We start from the raw sequence: 15,840 nt of genomic DNA, 5'->3' as shown, positions 1-15,840 counted from the left end.
TGCAAAGATAACTGATGAAACCACAAAGTTAGAGGCGAGAATTAATCAACGCATAACTGAAGAGGTTTCAAAACTTCGTGTAGAGATGTCGTCTTATTATGCGTCAATTGTGAGATGGATGTTTATCTTTTGGGTTGGACAGATTGGGGTTATAATTGGGATTTTATTCGCGTTTTTCAAGAGATAATTAACAAAAAAGTTGAGGTTTCGGTATGAGAGTAGAGGTCATTATGCCCAAGATGGGCGAAAGCTTACAAGAGGGGACAATTTTAAAATGGCATAAAAAACCCGGTGATAAAGTCCAAAAAGATGAAATTTTGCTTGAGATAAGTACGGATAAAGTTGACACAGAGATACCATCGCCTGCAAGTGGAATTTTAGCTGAAATTCTCTACAAGGAAAATGAAACAGTTGCAGTTGGGACGATAATTGCATATATTGAGACAGAGGGATCAGCCGTTTTTGAAACCGGGGAGGGAAAGGGGGTTGAGACAAAAGCGGAGGAAAAAGTAGTTTTTGAAGAGAAACCTTATACTGGGGTTGAGGAAATCCCAGCGAGGACGAAAAGGTTTTATTCGCCTGTTGTAAGGGAGATAGCAAAGCGTGAGGGGATATCAATTGAAGAGCTTGAGAAAATCCCTGGGACTGGACACGGTGGGAGGTTGACGAAAAATGATCTTCTGAATTATATTGAAATGAAGAAGAGAAAAGTTGAGGTCAAGCCGAAATTTGAACCAGTCAAGGAGATTGAGGAAGTTAAACTTCCTGAAGTTAAGCCGGTGGAGGAAGTTTATCCCGAAGGAAAGGTTGAAGTTATTGAGATGAGCCATGTCGTTAAAGCGATGGCTGAGCATATGGTTCGCAGTGTTAGGACATCGCCCCATGTTTCAGCCATTTCCGAATGTGATATGACGCAGATAATTTCTTTTATTGAGAGAAATGCTGATGAATTCCAGAAAAGGGAGGGCTTTAAGTTAACTCTGACGCCTTTCATTGCCGATGCGGTTGTAAAGTCATTGAAAGAGTTCCCGCTTATAAATAGCAGTGTTCAAGGTGATAAGATAATTGTAAAAAAATACATAAATCTTGGAATCGCTGTTGCAACTGATTATGGTTTGATCGTTCCTGTTGTTAAAAATGCGGATGAGAAAAATTTCATTGGGCTTGCGAGGGCAATCAACGATATAGTTATGCGAGCGAGAAATAAGAAATTGACCCCGGATGATATTCAAGGTGGAACTTTTAGTATAACGAATTATGGCGTTTTTGGGAATATAATTGGGACGCCGATCATAAATCAACCGCAAGTTGCGATTCTTGGAGTTGGGGCTGTAAAGAAAAGACCCGTCGTTTTGACGAAAAACGGCGAGGATTTCATAGCAATTCGTTCAATTGCATTTTTAACTTTGTCGTTTGACCATAGGATTATTGACGGAGCTCTTGGTGGGAGGTTTCTTGAAAGGGTTGTTTATTATCTTGAAAACTTTGATTTCAAAGGGGTAATCTAAAATAAAATAAGAAAATTTTATGCGAAGGGTTCTTTTTGCTTTATTCGTCTTCCTGTTTTTCGCTTGTGGGCAAAAGGGGGACCCAAAGGTTGAAAAGTTTGATTATTTAAAGTTTCATTATGATGCGATTGTTGCGGATACACACAACGATGTTCTATTAAGGGCTATGGAAGGTGAGGATATAAGTGTTGAAACCAAGCGTGGGCATAGCGATCTTGTCAGATTAAAAAAAGGTGGTGTTGATATACAAGTTTTTGCAGTTTGGGTTGATCCAGTTGCTTTTGAGAAGAATCCCTTTAAGAGGGCGAAGGATATGATAGACACGCTTTATTCAATAGCAAGGAGAAACGCGGATAAAATAGATGTTGTGCGAAATTCAGCTGAGCTTGAAAAAGCGCTCTCAGAAGGGAAAATTTGCGCTGTGATAGGGGTTGAAGGTGGTCATGCGATTGAAAATAGCATTGAGAAACTTGAGGAACTTTATAAGCTTGGTGTAAGGTATTTGGGTTTGACTTGGAATAACAGCACCGACTGGGCAAGTTCGGCATTTGATGAGACGACAAACCCGAATAAAGTTGTTGGTTTAAGTGAGTTCGGGAAAAAAGTTGTTGAGAAGATGAACGAACTCGGGATTATAGTTGATGTATCTCATCTTGGTGAGAAAGCGTTTTGGGATGTCGTAAAGATAACCAAGAAGCCGATAATAGCATCGCACTCAAGCGTTTACAAATTATGTCCACATTATAGAAATTTGAAAGACGAGCAGATAAAGGCAATTGCCCAGACAGGCGGTGTTGTTTTCGTTAATTTTTATGCGGAGTATATTGATTCCACCTTTAACACAAAAAGAAAACGACTTGAGGAGAAATATAAAGCTCAATTTGACTCTGTAAGGGCTCTTTATGAACACGATCAAAATGCGTATAGACAAGCGAGACGTCAATTGATGCTTAAAATTGCGGAGGAACTTCGCCCACCGCTTGATGTTTTAATTGACCACATTGATTACATAGTAAAGCTTGTTGGAGTTGATCATGTTGGACTTGGTTCGGACTTTGATGGCATAAGCGTAACTCCACTTGAAATGGATGATGTAACATTTCTTCCTAATATAACGAGAAAGCTATTTGAGAGAGGGTATTCACCGGAGGATGTGAAAAAAATTCTTGGGGGGAACTTTCTTAGAGTTTTCAAGCAAGTTTGTGGATAAAAAACTAAAGGAGGGAGATCTATGAAATTAATGAAAGTTTTATTTCTTCTTGCTTTGTTTTCTTTTTTGACTTTGGCGCAAGATTTGGACCTGCTCCCACCGTCTTTTTTCAAGTCAAATCGTGAGCAGTTTATGAAGGAGATAGGTAATGAGGCGGTCGCGATTTTTTATTCAAATTCGTTAAAAACACGATCAAATGATGTTGAATATAGGTTTAAGCAAGATAACAATTTCTTTTATTTGACTGGCTTGAATGAGCCGGATGCAGTTCTTGTTCTCATCCCATCTGGCATTTCACGTTCCGTTTTGAAACTTGCATCAAGGGCGACAGGTAAGTATTATGATTTAACGCTTGATACAATAAAGAGTGATTTTAAAATTCGTGAGATTTTATTCATCAAGGAAAGGGATTCGCTTCGTGAGGTTTGGACTGGGAGGACGCTTGGAACAAAAGGTGCGGTTGAAAAACTTGGTTTTCAATTTGCTCTGCCGATAGATGAATTTAAAAGTGTGATAAGAGGAATAATTTTTTCAAGCCGTGCGAAAACGGTTTATTTCCCATATCCTTTTGATTGTCAGGAGGGAATTTTAAAAGAGATAGTTGAGGTGATTAAGTCAGTTGTTAACTCTCAGCGAAGTCGGGTTCAATTTGCTGATCCAACCCCTATACTTGCGAGGATGAGGATGATTAAAAAACCAGAGGAGATTGAACTTATAAAAAAAGCTGTAAGCATAACGACTAAGGCGCATAAGCAAGTTATGATGTCTTGTGAGCCAGGGATGTATGAATATGAACTTCAAGCGGTGGCTGAATATATTTTCACAAAACTTGGGGCGGAATATCCGGCTTTCCCTTCAATTGTTGGCTCGGGTGAAAATTCAGTCATACTTCATTATAGTTCAAATAGGAAAAAGATAAACGATGGAGATTTGATTGTTGTAGATATTGGGGCGGAGTATCATAATTATTGTGCCGATGTCACAAGGACGATCCCAGCAAATGGAAGATTTTCACCAGAGCAAAGGGAAATTTATGAGATTGTTTTAAAAGCACAGGAAGAAACGATAAAATTGGTTCGCCCCGGGGTAAGCTTTATTGACCTTCAATTCAAAGCTCGTGATGTTATAGCCGAGGGTTTGATTAAACTTGGCATAATAAAAGATAAGAGCGATGTGACAAAATATTTCATGCATGGCGTCACACATCATCTTGGGCTTGATGTTCACGACATTGGCATTCCTGGAAATCTTGAGCCTGGGATGGTTATAACGATTGAGCCAGGGATTTACATTCCAGCGGGTTCTGATTGCGACCCGAAATATTGGAACATTGGTGTTAGAATTGAAGATGATGTCCTTGTCACGAAAGATGGTTATGTTGTATTATCAGCGGATGCGCCGAAAACAATTGAGGAAATAGAACGTCTTATGAAAAGGAGAGGCATCGGAAATGAACTGATTGATTGAATTGCAACGATTTTTCGCTTGCATTTTTTGAATTTGTGGATTAAATTGACATCGCTTTGGATAACAAAGAGATTTTAGTTTTATGAAACCGCTTTATCTTGTAATGCCCGATGGGACGGTCAAGCAGATAAATCCATTCACGGAAAGTGAGGTTTGGTCTGTTCCAGGGAGAAACAATAAGCCGATAACGAACGAAGTCCCAGAGACGGCTAAACCGCTTGAGGTTCATCCAGTTGAGGATTATTGCTCATTTTGTCAAAAGAGATATTACGAAACACCACCAGAGAAGTCACGGCTTATTAAGCTTCCAGATGGAAGTTACAAAAGAATAGATTATCTACCGCCTGATAAGTACTTTGATAGTGTTGCGGAGTTCAGAAGGGTTGGGAATTTGTTTGAAATTGTCACGCTTGACTACTGGCGTAAAAACTATGAATACAAATTCACGAAGGAAAAAGAAGAGTGGAGGAATCTTTACCTTGAGAACCCAGCGGGGATGAAGCATGTCCTTGATTTGATTCATTATAAACTTCGCATGATGGGGAAGACCGCAGAGGAGATTAATTCAATGCCAACGGAGGAAAAGATAAAGATGGCTGATAGTTTCTTCGGTGGTTGTCATGAATTGATAATTGCTCGTAGACACTACATTGATGGAGCTAAATGGACGAGCGATCTGTGTTCTTCAGGTGAATTGACGCAGGAGGAGCATTACTGGTATTTTAAGTTTACAATTGATGCGATGGTTGATATAATGAAGACAAATCGTTATGTCAGATATATTGCTGTGTTTCAGAATTGGTTGAGACCGGCTGGGGCGTCTTTTGATCATCTCCACAAACAACTTGTTGGGCTTGATGGTTGGGGTGCAACGATTGAAAGGCAAATTGCAATGGTTAGGGAAAATCTGAATGTTTATAATGAGTATGCCGTGAATTTCGCAAGTTATCATAATCTTGTTTTTGCTGAAAATGAAAATGCGATTGCTTTTGCTGGTTTTGGTCATCGTTTTCCAACAATCGCCATCTATTCAAAGTCAAAGGCTGGAAGACCTTTTGAAGTAAGCGATAAAGAACTTCGCGATATGAGCGATCTTGTTTATGCAATTCATGCAGCAATGGGGAATCAAATCCCGTGTAATGAGGAGTGGTATTACACACCTTTTGATTCCGTTTATAAAATGCCTTGGCATATCTTGATAAAGTGGAGGATAAATGTCCCTGCTGGATTTGAAGGGGGAACGAACATTTACATAAATCCGATTACGCCGATTGAGCTTCGCGATAAGCTTGTCCCTCGTCTTTTTGAATTGCGAGATAAAGGGAAAATTTCAAATCTTTTAATAGCTGAGGAATGTAAAGTTGAACCGAACCCACTGAAGTATTATCAGCAGTAGCGAAAAATTAAATTTCATTTTAACCGATGATTAAAAAAGTTTTATTTTTTCTTTTTGTGCTTCCTTGGTTTATCCTGCCACAATCTTACGAATATGATTATCTTGTGAAAAATGCCAGAATAATTGATGGCACAGGTGCTCCTTGGTTTATCGGTGATGTCGCGATTAAAGGTGATAAAATTATCGCTGTGGGCTATAACCTTAATGAAGAAAAGGCAAGGGAAGTCATTAATGCTGAAGGTTTATATCTTGCGCCAGGTTTCATTGATATACATTCGCACGCAAGGGGTGGTTTGGTTTTTGAACCAGTAATGGAAAATCTTTTAAGGCAAGGTGTTACAACTGTTATGGAGGGAAATGATGGTTCATCACCGCTTCCTTTGAGAATTGCTTTTGAGGAACTTGGGAAATTAAAACTTGGAGCTAACATCGGTTTTTTTGTTGGACATGGAAGCGTTAGAGATTCCGTTATGGGTTGGGAAAATAGACAAGCAACGAGGGAAGAGATTGAACGGATGAAGAAAATCGTTGAAGAGGCTATGAAGGAGGGGGCATTTGGAATCTCAACCGGGCTTATTTATCCACCGGGTTCGTTTGCAAATACGGAGGAGATAATTGAACTTGCAAAAGTTGCTGGTAAATATGGCGGGATTTATATAACGCATATGAGAAGTGAATCAAACAAAATTATGGAAGCATTGGAGGAAGCCATTAGAATTGGGAAAGAAGCCAAAATCCCAGTTCAGATAACACATCATAAAATTGTCGGTCGTGCAAATTGGGGGATGAGCTTGAGAACGCTTTTGCGAATTGAAAGAGCAAGAGAAGAAGGAATTGATATAACACTTGATCAATACCCTTACACTGCAACTCACACTGGGATAACTGTTTTAGTGCCTGGTTGGGCTATGGAAGGTGGAGCGGAAAAGTTAATTGAGAGGTTGAGGAATCCGGAATTAAGAAATTTGATAAAGCAGGGAATAATTGAAAATATGAAAAGTGATCGTGGAAGTGGTGACCCGAATAACATTCAAATTGGAAGTTGCCGATGGAAGCCGGAATATCAAGGTAAGACGCTTTCACAGATTTTGATTGAAAGAGGAGTTGAGCCAAATTTTGAAAATGCTTCTGAGCTTGTCATTGAGATAATTGAAAACGGTGGAGCGATGGCGATTTATCACTCGCTTAACGAAGATGACCTTCAAAGGATTATGCGTTTCCCGTGGACGATGCACGCAAGCGATGGCGGTGTTGCCAAGCCAGGAATGGGGTTCCCGCATCCAAGAACTTATGGAACTTTCCCAAGAGTTATAGCAAGATATGTGAGAGATTTAGGCATATTGACGCTTGAAGAAGCTATAAGAAAAATGACATCACTTCCTGCCTGGCGATTGAAACTTTTCAACCGCGGTCTGATTAGACCTGGGTTCTACGCCGATATAGTTATATTTGACATTGAAAAATTCAAAGATAAAGCAACTTTTGAAAATCCCCATCAATATGCTGAGGGGGTTGTTTATCTTTGGGTAAATGGTGTCCTAACGATAAAAGACGGTAATTTGACAGGAAAAACAGGAGGCAGGATTTTAAAAAGAGGTGAAGAATGATTTTTTGAAATTAAAAGATCTTTCTTTAAATTTAATCCGTATTGTAATTTGTAAAACAAAAGTTTTAGCTCTTAATGTATAGCGTTTTAGTTGCGATTGAGATAATTATAGCGGTTTTGTTGATAATTTTTGTCTTGCTTCAGGCAGGAAGAGGTGGAGGTCTTGCTGGGGCGTTCGGCGGTGCTGGTTTTGGGACTGTGTTTGGGATTAGAAGAACAGCTGATTTTTTGAGCAAAGCAACGATAACTTTGGGAGCGATTTTTCTTCTGCTTGCAATTATAATCAATTTGTTCTTTTTGCCGGGTAAAACACCAGAAAGCGTCAGAGAAAGTATAATTCAACAAAGAGCTAAAACAGTTCCGCCTGTTACTGTTCCTCAACCAACTCAATCTCAACCAGCTGCAACACCGCAGGAACAGAAATAATTTTTATATTGAAATTTCGTGTCTTTCGGTTTCGTAAATTTTGAGTTTCGCGAAGGTAAAAATGAAAAGGTGAAGATGTGGAAGCGCATTTAAAAGCGCACCTGTTAAATGTTTTTACAGGAGCGCTTGAATTTTTATATGTTCTCTTTCCAGTTGTGTCGCTCGTTGTTCTTGCCTACAGGTTGACAGCTGAAACTGGAAAAAGAACTGGTTCATCTCTATTTTTCTTCTCCGCTGTTTTTTATCTCATCGGGGTTTATGAGGGGTTTTACATAACTTTAAGATATGGGCTTATCACAAATTCAGAGCTTATCGTAATTCAGTTGATTTACCTTGCCGGTGGTTTCCTGCTCGTGCTTGGCTCAATCTCACTTTATAATTTCTTCATTAGAATCACAAACATAGGCAATTTAAACACCGCTTTTAAAAAGGTGGCGTTTTTCGGTTTAATTTATGCTATATTCCTGCTTCCCTATTTTTTGACACAATCGTATAGCAAATCGCTTTATGTCTTCACTGATGTTTTCTATGCGTTGATACAGATTCAATTTTTCACTGCTTACTTTATTTTTGGCGAGCTGATTTTTACAAATAAAAACATTTGCGATAAAGCAACAAAAAGAAGCAAGTTCGTCAAAATAATCTCAATTTACTATCTGCTTGAGCCAAATTTATGGCTTTGGGCTTTAAGATCTGAGCTTTCCGAAGCAGTGCTTGATAGAATTTACTTTTTTACGGAAACGGTTGGGGCGATCGTCGCTGGATTTTTAACTTTTAACATTCTTCATATTTTAATTTCCCACACTCCGCTTATCGTCAAGGAGCATAGACATAGGTATATTGGCACTGTAAAGTCGGGTTTTGTACGGCGACTTACATTTATTGCGATTTTTATCGGCGTCACTATAGTGTTTGCGGGGACATTTATAACAGGATTTCTATTTGAGGTTCAAGAACAGATGTTTTTGGAGGAGCTTTCTGTGGATGCCAAATCTTTAAGCGTTTTCGCTCGTGAAAGTGAGCGAGAGATTGAGAGTTTCACTTTAAAAGCTCGGCTTTTGATCAAAGAGGGTTTTAAAACAGAAAACATCAAAGATACGATTAGGAGTTTGAAGGAAAGATACGGCGAGTTAATCTCAAATGTCTTTTTCTTTGAAAGTTCGGGGAAAATTTTTTATTCTTATCCAGATGATATTGGGGTTGATATTTCACGAAGGGTTAAATTTGCGCGCGAGGAGACGAGCATTTCTTCGTTTTTCAGAGATGAGAAAGGTTTTTATCACTTCTTGATACTTTATCCCGATATTTCTAAAGCGGGGAAATTGCAAGGCGGGATAGGGATTGAACTTAATTTTGAAAAACTGCGAGAACAGATTAAATCACTGCTTGAGGAAAGGTCAAATCTTGTGATGTTAGATGATTCTTTAAATGTCATCTCCACCGATGCGAGAGATTTTATTGGGGTGAATTTTAATCAAATGTTAAATTCGCTTGTTGACGAACCTAAATCCATAAAATTTGTTTCTGAAGAATTAAGTCGAATTGAAGGGGTGAAAAGTTTTACCAGCCAGGTTTATAGAAATTCAAGAAAGACGCTTATTGGTTTTTCTGCTGTGCCGATTCATTTGAATTCAAACAAGATAATCATCGTTGACTATCATTTTCTTGATGAGTATACGCTTTTGGAATTTTTACCTAAATCGGCTGTTGTGTGGGTTTTGTTGAGTGCATTTGGTGTGATTATCGGTATAGTTGTTGTATTGTATCTTAATTTCAGGTTTTCGGAAATGCTTGAATATGAGGTTGAAAGGAGGACGAACGAACTTTTGAAGTCGGAGGAAAAATACAGGTCAATGGTTGAGAATCCATTCTTTGGTGCATATTTGATGGATGTATCTGGGTTTAGATATGTCAATGATAAGTTTTGTGAAATCTTCGGTTATACGAGGGATGAGATATTGAATTTACGTGATTATTCGGTTTTAATTCATCCGGATGATAGGGAAAGATTGCAGGAACAATTACGAAGGAGGTTGGGAGGTGAGATAGACGTAAACAGATGGAGTGCGAGAGGATTGCGTAAAGATGGCAAGGTGATTTTCATAGAGGGTTTTACCAAAAGGGTGGAGTTTGAGGGAAAGCCAGTGGCACAAGGTATGATAATTGATGTGACGGAAGAGATTAAACAAAGGGAGGCACTTCAGCAGGCGCAAAAGCTTGAATCGCTTGGGACTTTAGCAAGCGGTATCGCTCACGATTTCAATAACATATTGCAAATAATTCTCGGCGCGGGTCAATTGCTTGGGATGAAGCTTAAAAATACTGAGTTTATGCGCTGGGTTGATACTATAAATACAACGGCGATGAGAGGAGCAGAACTTGCGAAGCGACTTTTGACCTTTTCTCGGAGAAAACCCGTCGGAGAGCTTAAACCTGTTGACATACACCATTTAATTGAGGATTCTGTTAAAATTTTCAAAGAGACATTTCCGAGGAATATTGAGGTGGAGGCATTTCTTGAGGCGCAAAATTTTGTAATCCTTGCTGAGGAATCCCAGGTTCAGCAAATAATTTTTAATCTTGCTGTTAATGCAAGGGATGCGATGCCCAATGGTGGGAAATTAATTTTTAGGACTGAGAATCGTATCGGCAATGGCTTTGAAGTCAAGCCGGAGGTTGAATATATCGTTATGCATGTGATTGACACTGGGATAGGTATGAGCGATGAGGTCAAGAGCAGAATCTTTGAACCGTTCTTCACAACCAAACCGCCAGGTAAAGGAACTGGACTTGGGCTTTCAACCGTCTATGGTTTGGTGAAATCGTATGGTGGATTTATAAAAGTTTATAGTGAAGTTGGAAAAGGAACAAAGTTTTCAATTTATCTACCCGTTTATAAAGAGACAAAGGGAAAAGAAAATAGAATTGAAGTTGTGAAAAAAACAGGGACATTGCTTTTAATTGACGATGAGGAAGAAATAAGAATGATAGGGAAGGAAATTTTAGAGGCAGAAGGATTTAAAGTTTTCGTTGCTGGTGATGGCATTGAGGGAATAAACATTTATAAAGAGCATAAAGATGAGATTGATTTTGTTATACTTGACCTTAACATGCCGAAAATGAGCGGAAAGGAGACGCTGGCGGAGTTGCTTTTGATAAATCCAGAGGTTAAAGTCATAATAGCGACAGGATATATAACTGAACAAGAGAGAGAGGAGATTCAAGGGGTTGCTGGTTTCATTGAGAAGCCGTTTGATATTACAAAGCTCATTCAATTGATCTCATCGCTTTTATAGATTGTTAAATTTGTTCAAGTTTTTCTTTTCTTTCAGCAAGTTTGAGTGCTTCAATTATGGGGTCAATCTCTCCGTCAAGTATCTCTTGGAGATTGTAAAGCGTTAGATTAATTCTATGGTCTGTGACTCTATTTTGCGGGAAATTGTAGGTTCTTATTTTCTCACTTCTATCGCCCGTTTTGACTAAACTTCTCCTATGAGCTGTGATTTGTGCTTCCTTCTCGGCCATCATTTTGTCATACAATCTTGACTTTAAAATTTTCATCGCCTTTTCACGATTCTTAAACTGGGAACGTTCATCTTGACATTGGACGACTATTCCAGTTGGGATGTGGGTTATTCTAACAGCTGTTTCAACTTTATTTACATTTTGACCGCCATGCCCCCCGGCGCGATAGAATTCAATTTTTAAGTCATCTGGGTTTATCTCAATTTCAACATCTTCAACTTCGGGCAAGACAACAACGCTAGCTGCAGAGGTGTGTATTCTTCCGCTTGATTCAGTTATCGGGACGCGTTGGACTCTATGGACACCGCTTTCATACTTTAGTGCCCCATAAGCATTGTTTCCGGAGACAAGAAAAATTATTTCTTTAAACCCACCGAGTCCTGTTTCGTTAAAATCAACCACTTCAACTTTCCATCCCTTCTTCTCAGCATACCTTGAATACATTCTGAAAAGGTCAGCAGCGAAAAGAGCTGCTTCCTCGCCCCCGGTTCCAGCTCTTATTTCAACGATGGCGTTTTTGGAATCATTTGGGTCTTTTGGAATTAATGCCTCTTTTAATTGCTCTTCAATATCACGTAGTTCGTTTTGAAGTGAGTTTATCTCTTCCTCAGCAAGCTCCTTGAGTTCTGGGTCTGTTGTCGCTTTATAAAATGACCGCGTCTCGTCCAAAATTTTTTTCGTCTCAAGATATTTATTGTAAAGTTGAACGACTTCCGAAATCTCGTGATGCTCTTTTGAAAGCATCCGATATTTCTCAATGTCAGAAATAACCTCAGGCTGTGATAAAAGTTGCGTCAGCTGTTCGTAGCGTTGTTTCAACCTTTCAAGCTTCTCAAACACGGGTTTTAGAAAAGTTTATTTTAGCGTAGATAAATTTACATCAACAAGTTTAAATTATCAATTTTAAACTCGCACTTTAAAATCTAGAATGCCCTTTCAAAACCAAGCACCCATCTGAACTTGAATTTTTTCTCACCGGTTATAGGATGGCTTACATAGATCGGGAAATCAAACCTTATTGAAGATAAACCGATTTCTTTAAAAATATCCGTGAAGTTTGAAACCTGCTCAAAAATATCGCTTCTTATACCGATCCCAAAGTTGTATTTGATATCTTTTATGCTTGTCCTTTGATTTTGTCCCCAAACTTTTCCAGCGTCAAAGAAAATAGCAGTCTTGAAGATTTTACCAACTATAGGCATTCTGCTGATAAATGGAAGAAGCGATGGGAAATTAAGTTCAAAGTTAAGTGAATAAGCCCTGTCATCAGAAAGATTTTGATCGTAATATCCGCGCAACCCAACTCCTCCGAACGGTTCAATGTGAGAACGCAAATCTGATGGGAAAATCTTACTCCTGTAAACTGGGCTAAACAATTGATTAATCGGTGAAGATGTAGATGTGAAAAATTTCGTCTGTAACGGTATTTTTCCATTACCATATCCAGCGAAAAATCTCAAAGCGAGGGAATGTCCCATCGGTAGGTTAAATGTTTGAACCAGTTCTGAGTAAACCTTTGAATAATTGAAATCGGAAAGGATTGTTGATGATTCAAAAATCAACGAAAACCTTGTTCTCAAAGGTCTCCAGCGATTTAAATATGTGTAATTGAATAAAATTCTCGTCAATCTGCCCTGATCCCAATGATAAATCGGATCAAGGTAGGAGTTATCGGTTGATTTTAAAAGTTGAACTTTAAAACTCAAATCATGAAACGGCGGTATTGTAAGGGCTTTTGAAAATCTTTTTCTAATTTCAAAACTTCCGCCATATCTTCCTTCAATTTTTAAAACTTCAAGTCCTGTGAATGTGTTTCGGCTTATCTCAAATGGTATTCTCCTTTCAGCTTTGAAAAGGAAATCAAGATTTTTTGACCTTGTTGAATATAAAGCCCAAAGTTTGTGCGAGCGGACATCTTGTAAAAATGAACCTTTAAACATTATTCCAAGCTTAATCCCATCAATTGTGTTATACCAAGCAGATGGTCTCCACCTCAACCAATACGCATCAATCGGGGTCAGGAATTGTGTTAAAGATATGGTGTTGTCAAAGGTTATTTTTACTTTTGGAAATGGATGGGTATTATTTAACCTGTTTATGTCGGCAATTCTTAAGTCGGGGTTTATCTCAGCGTAAACTGGTTTTGACTGGAGGTTGACTTTGATTTCATTTTCCCATTCATCATTTAACCAAGCATCAACTGGAAGTTTAACGGTTGTCGTGTCGCCGTTTTTCATTTTGATGAAGATGTCAATTGGCATCACGGCTTTTCCTTTTCGTGAAACCTTTATCGTGGTTTGGTAAACTTCTTTTCCATTTTCGCTTATCTTTTTTGACCTGAGAGATTTAATCGCATAATCACAAGTGTATGTTCTATGAAACCACTCATCAAAGAACCATCTCAGGTCCTTATTTCCACTCACTTCCATTGCAAGTTTATAAAAGTCCTCCGGGTATGGATGTTTAAAGAGCCATCTGTTATAGTATTCCTTCATTAATTTTGCAAAGGTTGAGTCACCGAGGACATATTGTAGCATGAACATAACGGTTGCTGTTTTCGGATAAAAAGCAGTTGTTGCAGGGTAATTTTCGTTCCAGTGGTCGGCATGTGTTGCTATCGGTTCTTCATATCCTGTTAAAGCGAGCAAAAGATACTGACGCTGGTTATTTTCCCTTTCATCGGTTGAAATTCCAGATGATCGGATGAACCAAAGCGTTGTGTCAAGCAAATTATTTTTTCTTCCATAATATGATTCAAAGGCGAGTGTAGTTATGAAAGTGTTAAAGCCCTCATCCATAAAAGCAAACTCTGTTTCATTATTATTTATCATCATCGGATACCACTGATGTCCTAGCTCGTGAACTATAACACCGAAAAGACCTCTGTAAGGTGAATTTGTTATGTTGTGTCCAATGAAAACAATTCCGGGATATTCCATACCACCACCGACGGCATAACTTGACATAATAAATGCATTTGGATAGACATAAAGTCCAAAGTTTTCGCTGAAAAATTTTATTGCGTGAAGACCAAACTTTACGGCTTCATCTTTCCAATGTTTCTCATTGCTTTTGAAGTAAAGAGCGTGAATCATAACGCCACCATTTGGATGTTCATCGTTTTCCCAAAAAACGGCATCCCAGATATATTTCTCATACGCGCTCCAGGCGAAATCGCGGACATTTTTCGCGATAAATTTCCAAGTCACATAAGTTTTCCTCTCTTCGTCGGTTATGGTTCTATTTGAAAAGTCGGCAATTCTGTAAATTCTCCCCGGGTTTTCGCGCGCTTCCTTTAACTTTGAGATAACGCTATCTGGCAGAACTTCATTTGGGTTTAAAAGCTCACCACTATATGTGACTATAAAACTTTTCGGTATTTCAATCTCAACCTCAAAGTCACCAAAATCGTTATGAAACTCACCCATACCTATATACTGGTCTTTATGCCAACCATATCTATCATAAACGGCTATCTGTGGATACCACTGCGCTATATCAAAGCAACGATTTGTAACGCCTGTTCTAAGCCCTGGACCCGGTGGCACTTCCTCTTCCCATTCAATTTTAAAGATAATCTTTTCGCCAGGTTTAAGCGTTTTTGGAAGTTCCGCCTCAAGGATTGTGTCATCAATTTTATAATTCAATGGAATCTCTTGCTCATCCACCAAGATTGAAAACTTTTTCAGTTCAATACCTTTATATTCTCGTTCAAATCTTTGATATATTTTCCTTCGCTGGCTTGATTTCCAAGCGTGGCTATTTTTCTTCAATAAGTTCCAATACAACCTGAAATAAACTTTGTTAAGTTCATCTGGAGAGTTATTTGTGTAAATTAATGTCTCTGAACCAGTTATGAGATTTTTATCTGGGTCAAGTTTTGCCTTTATTTTGTAGTGGACATGTTGTTGCCAGTAATTTTGGGAGAGCGCGGTGGCGGTGATAATTAAAAGAAGGAGTGTCAATTTTTTCATTTTCGCTTCACATTTTTTTTCTTTTTATGACGGCATATGTTTTTTGAAGTTTCATTTGATGAAATTTACTTCTGATGCCTTAAAATGTCAAGGGTTTGCAGAGGGATAGCTTAGCGATTTTTATTTTTGATAAAAGGGTTAAAAGATGTAAATTTTAATCGGTGAAAAATAAATCCGTTTTTAAATATGGCGAAGATAAATAGCGCTAGGCAAATTGAGTTAATAAGTTTTGAGAAAGGTGAAAGGTTGTCAGAAGAATTAATTTTGAATAAAAATAGATTTTTGGAGACAATTGAAAATTTGATTAATTCAAATGATTTGATGAGTTTAAAGCTGAAAATTTCAAGAATTAGAAGCATTGTTTTAAACCCCAAAGATGATGATATTGGGCTCATAAGTTCAGGTCAGCTTGATGATGATGTGGTTTTGTATAGTCGGAGTGCTATGATTTCAATACTTGATAAGATAATTTCTTCACAAACAATAGAAAGGGCAAATCATTATTTGAGACAACTTTACAAGTCGCTTTTAAATAAACAGACAAACGAAATAAATGATATTGATTTATCCAGGTGGAGAGAATATGATGAAATAATTGCTGACAGTTTATGGATTTTTGATAAAAGGGATACCTCTGGGGCTCACTTGGGATGGTATTGGGGGAATTTCATTCCTCAAATTCCAAGGCAACTGATGTTAAGATATACAAAGAAAGGGGACTGGATTTT

The 15,840-nt window shown here is 38.3% G+C and carries 9 protein-coding genes and 2 pseudogenes; 9 read left to right on the top strand and 2 right to left on the bottom strand.

The annotated features are described in order from the left end of the window. From FKZ43_RS11340 to FKZ43_RS00020, 8 genes and pseudogenes are all read left to right on the top strand, one after another. Positions 1–187: pseudogene (locus FKZ43_RS11340) on the top strand (LA_3696 family protein); the annotation flags it as partial. 25 nt (positions 188–212) lie between these two features. Next, on the top strand, positions 213–1,508 hold the full coding sequence (locus FKZ43_RS00050; protein WP_140943841.1) for a dihydrolipoamide acetyltransferase family protein: 1,296 nt from the start codon (positions 213–215) through the stop codon (positions 1,506–1,508). Positions 1,509–1,527: 19 nt separating this feature from the next. Then, positions 1,528–2,718: a dipeptidase gene (locus tag FKZ43_RS00045; RefSeq protein WP_140943840.1), complete on the top strand. Its 1,191-nt coding sequence runs from the start codon at positions 1,528–1,530 to the stop codon at positions 2,716–2,718. A gap of 21 nt (positions 2,719–2,739) precedes the next feature. After that, entirely contained in the window at positions 2,740–4,185 is a 1,446-nt protein-coding gene (locus FKZ43_RS00040) for an aminopeptidase P N-terminal domain-containing protein (RefSeq protein WP_140943839.1), read from the top strand. A gap of 82 nt (positions 4,186–4,267) precedes the next feature. Further along, positions 4,268–5,581 (top strand): DUF4921 family protein, encoded by a 1,314-nt coding sequence (locus tag FKZ43_RS00035; protein ID WP_140943838.1) that lies wholly within the window; start codon positions 4,268–4,270, stop codon positions 5,579–5,581. 26 nt (positions 5,582–5,607) lie between these two features. Next, positions 5,608–7,188, top strand: a complete 1,581-nt coding sequence (locus FKZ43_RS00030) for an N-acyl-D-amino-acid deacylase family protein (RefSeq protein WP_140943837.1) — start codon at positions 5,608–5,610, stop codon at positions 7,186–7,188. Between the two features lie 74 nt (positions 7,189–7,262). Further along, a complete protein-coding gene (secG, locus tag FKZ43_RS00025; protein WP_140943836.1) occupies positions 7,263–7,613 on the top strand; it encodes a preprotein translocase subunit SecG in 351 nt (116 codons plus the stop codon). Between the two features lie 77 nt (positions 7,614–7,690). After that, the gene (locus FKZ43_RS00020) at positions 7,691–10,909 is read left to right on the top strand and encodes a hybrid sensor histidine kinase/response regulator (protein WP_140943835.1); all 3,219 of its coding nucleotides are present in this window, start codon (positions 7,691–7,693) and stop codon (positions 10,907–10,909) included. Between the two features lie 4 nt (positions 10,910–10,913). Here the strand turns inward: FKZ43_RS00020 and prfA are convergent, their stop codons facing one another. Then, positions 10,914–11,978 (bottom strand): peptide chain release factor 1, encoded by a 1,065-nt coding sequence (gene prfA, locus FKZ43_RS00015; RefSeq protein ID WP_140943834.1) that lies wholly within the window; start codon positions 11,976–11,978, stop codon positions 10,914–10,916. Between the two features lie 83 nt (positions 11,979–12,061). Continuing rightward, entirely contained in the window at positions 12,062–15,112 is a 3,051-nt protein-coding gene (locus tag FKZ43_RS00010; RefSeq protein WP_140943833.1) for a M1 family aminopeptidase, read from the bottom strand. 186 nt (positions 15,113–15,298) lie between these two features. Between FKZ43_RS00010 and FKZ43_RS00005 the strand changes: the two are divergent. Next, positions 15,299–15,840 (top strand): annotated as a pseudogene (locus FKZ43_RS00005) (DNA methyltransferase); the annotation flags it as partial.

Source organism: Candidatus Thermokryptus mobilis, from assembly GCF_900070205.1.
Taxonomy (GTDB): Bacteria; Bacteroidota; Ignavibacteria; order Kryptoniales; family Kryptoniaceae; genus Kryptonium; species Kryptonium mobile.
Note: the sequence above shows the minus strand (reverse complement) of the source record. Positions and strands in the feature narration are given on the sequence as shown.